The sequence below is a fragment of the Deinococcus rhizophilus genome (assembly GCF_030271215.1).
GTDB lineage: Bacteria > Deinococcota > Deinococci > Deinococcales > Deinococcaceae > Deinococcus > Deinococcus rhizophilus.
Window position 1 is genome coordinate 1 of record NZ_JASNGB010000230.1, and the last position, 3923, is coordinate 3923.

Here is a 3923-nt window from a genome sequence, read left to right on the forward strand (position 1 = left end):
CGCTCGCCGCGCCGGTCGTTCGCCCTCAGGCCACCCCCGCTCAGGCCGCCCAGACCCGCGCCCAGACCATCGAGCAGGCGCAGACGGTCCTGGCCCAGGGCGCCCGCACGGGCCGCAGCGTGATCGCGCGGGCCACGGCCTACAACAGTCTCGCGGCGCAGACTGACTCCACCCCCTTCATCACGGCGACGGGCACGCGCACCCGGCCCGGCGTCGTGGCCCTCAGCCGCGACCTGCTGCGGGTCTTCCCCTACGGCAGCCGCATCACGGTCGAGGACCTCAGCGGGAAGTACAACCACCTGCTGCGGGGCCGGGTCTTCTACGTCGAGGACACGATGGCCGCCCGCAAGACGAACAGCATCGATATCTGGATGGGCACCCGCAGTCAGGCCCTGCAGTTCGGGGCGCGGCAGGTCCGCATCACCGCCGTTCGCTGAGTCCTGTCTCCCCCCGCATCTCGCTCCCCAGGGCGCGGCCGTCTCTCCGGAGGCGCTCCGCGCCCCTCGCCGTGACGGGGCGCCCTGGCCGGAACTGCTATCGTCCCCAGACGTGACCCGGACCCCCCCCTGCCCCCCGTTCCCGCTGACCTTGCCATGAGCCGCGCCCCGGACCTCGCCTGGACAGTCGCGCGGGCGCACCTCGCGCGGCGGCGCACCCAGAACGTGCTGACGGTGCTGGGCATCGCGGTGGGCGTGATGGTGCTGATCGCTGCCCTGAGCCTCACCAACGGCTTTACCCGTGCGCTGATCGACGCCACCCTGCGGGCCAGCCCCCACCTCAGCCTGACCGCCTACGCCCCCTCGGGCCGGGACGCGGGGCTGGAGGCCGAGGTGCGCTCGGACCCACGTGTCGCCGCCTCCGTGCCCTTTGTGGGCGACAAGGGGCTACTGACCCGCCCCGCCGGGGAGGGCCGCGCGGCGGGGGTGGATTTCGCCACCCTCTTCGGCGTGACCCCGGCGGCGGCCGAGGTGCTGGACCTGCGCCCCGAGGAAGCGCGGCTCCTGCGGGAGCTGGGTCCGGGCGAGATCCTGCTGGGCGAGGCCCTGGCCCGCAGCGTGGGGGCCTTTACCGGCGACGAGGTGCGGCTGCTCAACAGCACCCAGCGCCGGGCGTCCCTGCGGGTGGCCGGGGTGTTCAGCAGCGGCAACTACCTGATCGACTCGGGCTACGCCTTTACCAGTCTGGGAACCTTGCAGACCCTGCAGAGCACGGACAACGTCACGGGCTACCAGATTCGCCTGCACGACCCTGACCTCGCCCGCGAGGTGGGGCAGGACCTGACCCGGCTGCGGCCCTACGCGCCCCTGCCCTGGCAGGACCTGTACGGCACGCTGCTCGACCAGCTCGCCCTGCAAAAGCGGGTGATCGCCTTCGTGGTGTTCCTGATCGTGATTGTGGCCGCCTTCGGCATCGCCAACGTGCTGACCCTGGCCGTCTTCGAGAAGACCCAGGAGATCGCCATCCTGCGGGCCATCGGGGCCACGCGGGGGCTGATCACGCGGGTCTTTCTGATCGAGGGAGCGGTGCTGGGGCTGGGGGGGCTGCTGCTGGGCAACCTGCTGGGTCTGGGCATCAGCCTGTATTTCACCGTGCGGCCCTTTGCGTTGCCGGGCGACCTGTACTTCATCACGGCGCTGCCGGTCGAGGTGCGCCCCACCGATCTGCTGTGGGTCAACGCCGTGGGACTGGGCACCACCCTGCTCGCCGCCTTGATTCCGGCCCGGCGGGCGGCGGGTGTGGAGCCCGCGCGGATCATCCGCTGACGGTGGGGGCCAGGCCACGCGGGAAAATGCCGCCTGCACCGCCCCCGCACAAGCTGACCGTGGGCTGAAGCACCATTAAGCTTCGGGGCATGCCCGCTCATGGCCCGTCATGGAGCCCCCCGTAGCCTGCTTCTCGGAGGTACACCCATGAACAAGCTTCTGATGATTCCCGCCGCGATGCTCCTCAGCACGGCGGCTGCCGCTCCCAAGATCAGCGCCCAGAGCATCATTGTCAACCCGACGCAGCCTGCCCTCTCGGTGAGCGTGCGTGTGAACAAGGACACGACCGGAAATGCCAACCCCACCTACCGGGTGGGCGAGAACATCTCCATCTCGACCAGCGTGAACCGCGACGCCTACGTCTACCTGTTTAACGTGGACGCCAACGGCGAGGTCACCCAGATTCTCCCCAACCGCCTCGGCGGCGAGAACTTCGTCAAGGCCAACACGACCGTCACCTTTCCCCGGGCGGGCGCGAACTTCACCTTCACCGTCGGTGAAGACCTCGGTCTGAACAAGGTGCTGGCCCTGGCGAGCCTGACCCAGCTGAACCTCGACCAGATCAGCTCCTTCCGCAGCCAGCAGGACCAGTTCGCCACCGTGAGCGCCCGTGGGCAGAACCAGCTCGCGCAGGCCCTGAGCATCGTGGTCAACCCCATTCCCCAGAACAGCTGGGTCACCGACACGGCCTTTTTCTCGGTCGTCGGTCAGACCCCGGTGCAGACGGGCAGCCTGTTCGTGGGCACCAACGTCTCCAACGCGACCGTGACCCTCAACGGCCAGCGTCTCGGCTCGGCCAACACCACCTTCAGCAGCATCCGCCCCGGCACCTACCCGGTGCGCGTGCAGGCTCCGGGCTACCGTGACTTCACCACCACCATCACGGTGCGGGCGGGCGTGACCACCAACCTGAACGTGGACTTCGCCCAGGCCGTGACCCCGGCGCCCGCGCCCATCGTCAACCAGTTCACCCTGTCGATCCGCAGCAACGTGGCGAACGCCCGCGTGTTCGTGGACGGCCGCGAGGTGGGCACCATCCGGAACGGCGGCCTGAGCGTGTCGGTGGCGCGTGGCAGCCACGAGGTCGTGCTGATCGCCCCCGGCTTCCGCACCTTCGTGAACACCTACAACGTCACCCGCAACGCCCAGATCACCATCACCCCTGCCCGCTAAGGCCGCGAGGGACCAGCCCAGACCCCCACCCGCGTCGGTGGGGGTTTTGGTGTGCCGCCTTGCCCTACGGTCCCTCGCCCAGCAGGTCGTGCAGCACCCGCGCCGTCATCCCCCAGATGTCGTGGCCGTGCCAGGGGTAGCGGTAGAGCGGCACCCGCTCCCCGCCGGGCAGGGTGCGCGTCTCGCGGACCAGGGGGGCAGCCCGCAGCTCGCCCAGGGTGGGCAGCAGCAGCTCGGCCACCTCGGCATTCAGGGTCAGCCTCGGCTGGGCTGGAATACGGGCCAGCACCGGCGTGACATGAAAGCCGACCGGCGTGAACACGTCGTCGAGTTCGCCCAGCACGGTCACGTCGGTGGGGGAGAGGCCCACCTCCTCGTCGGCCTCGCGCAGGGCCGCCTGCACCGGGGTCTCGCCGGGGTCGAGGCTGCCGCCCGGAAAGCTGATCTGGCCCCGGTGGGTGGGCAGGTCAGCCGATCTCACCGTGAGCAGCACGCGGGGATCGGGCTCGCGGGTCAGCCCGACCAGCACGGCGGCGCGGCGAAAGTCGGGCAGGTGCAGCCGCTGGCGCGTGCGCTCCCCCACCCACACCGCCCAGGGGTCTTCCAGCACCGCGTCCAGGGGATCGGGGGCCTCGCTCATACAGTCCCCGTCCCATCCGTTCTCAAACCGGAAAAGCGCGGATTTGGGCACTCCTTGCTCGGCCACCGTTTTTCCCTGCTCGCTCTGCTTCGCCGCTTGACGAGTCTGCTCGGATTGAACAGTGGTTGGACCTGTTCAGTCGGAAGCCGTATCACCCTTCCTCCGGGTCGGGCAGGGCCAGCAGCCGCGCCTGGGTGTGGTCGCGCAGGGCCACCTCCGCGTCCACGCCCAGCGAGCGGGCCCAGGCGACGGCGGCGGCCAGGACCTCGGCCACCCCGTCTGCAGAGTCGGGCGCCCGGTCCAGAGCGGCCTGAACCTCCCCGCGTCCTCCCTTCCTGTCCCCCGCG

3 protein-coding genes and 2 pseudogenes are annotated in these 3923 nt (G+C 70.2%); 3 read left to right on the forward strand and 2 right to left on the reverse strand.

Annotation, left to right across the window (positions count from 1 at the left end):
- The 3 genes and pseudogenes from QOL99_RS15640 to QOL99_RS15650 form a co-directional block, all read left to right on the forward strand.
- A pseudogene (locus tag QOL99_RS15640) lies at positions 1-437 on the forward strand (3D domain-containing protein); the annotation flags it as partial.
- Between the two features lie 156 nt (positions 438-593).
- Entirely contained in the window at positions 594-1763 is a 1170-nt protein-coding gene (locus QOL99_RS15645) for an ABC transporter permease (RefSeq protein ID WP_285525182.1), read from the forward strand.
- Between the two features lie 147 nt (positions 1764-1910).
- On the forward strand, positions 1911-2936 hold the full coding sequence (locus QOL99_RS15650) for a PEGA domain-containing protein (protein WP_285525183.1): 1026 nt from the start codon (positions 1911-1913) through the stop codon (positions 2934-2936).
- A 64-nt stretch (positions 2937-3000) separates the two neighbouring features.
- Here the strand turns inward: QOL99_RS15650 and QOL99_RS15655 are convergent, their stop codons facing one another.
- Complete coding sequence (locus QOL99_RS15655) at positions 3001-3576, reverse strand: NUDIX hydrolase (RefSeq protein ID WP_285525185.1); 576 nt, start codon at positions 3574-3576, stop codon at positions 3001-3003.
- Between the two features lie 151 nt (positions 3577-3727).
- A pseudogene (locus QOL99_RS15660) lies at positions 3728-3923 on the reverse strand (nucleoside triphosphate hydrolase); the annotation flags it as partial.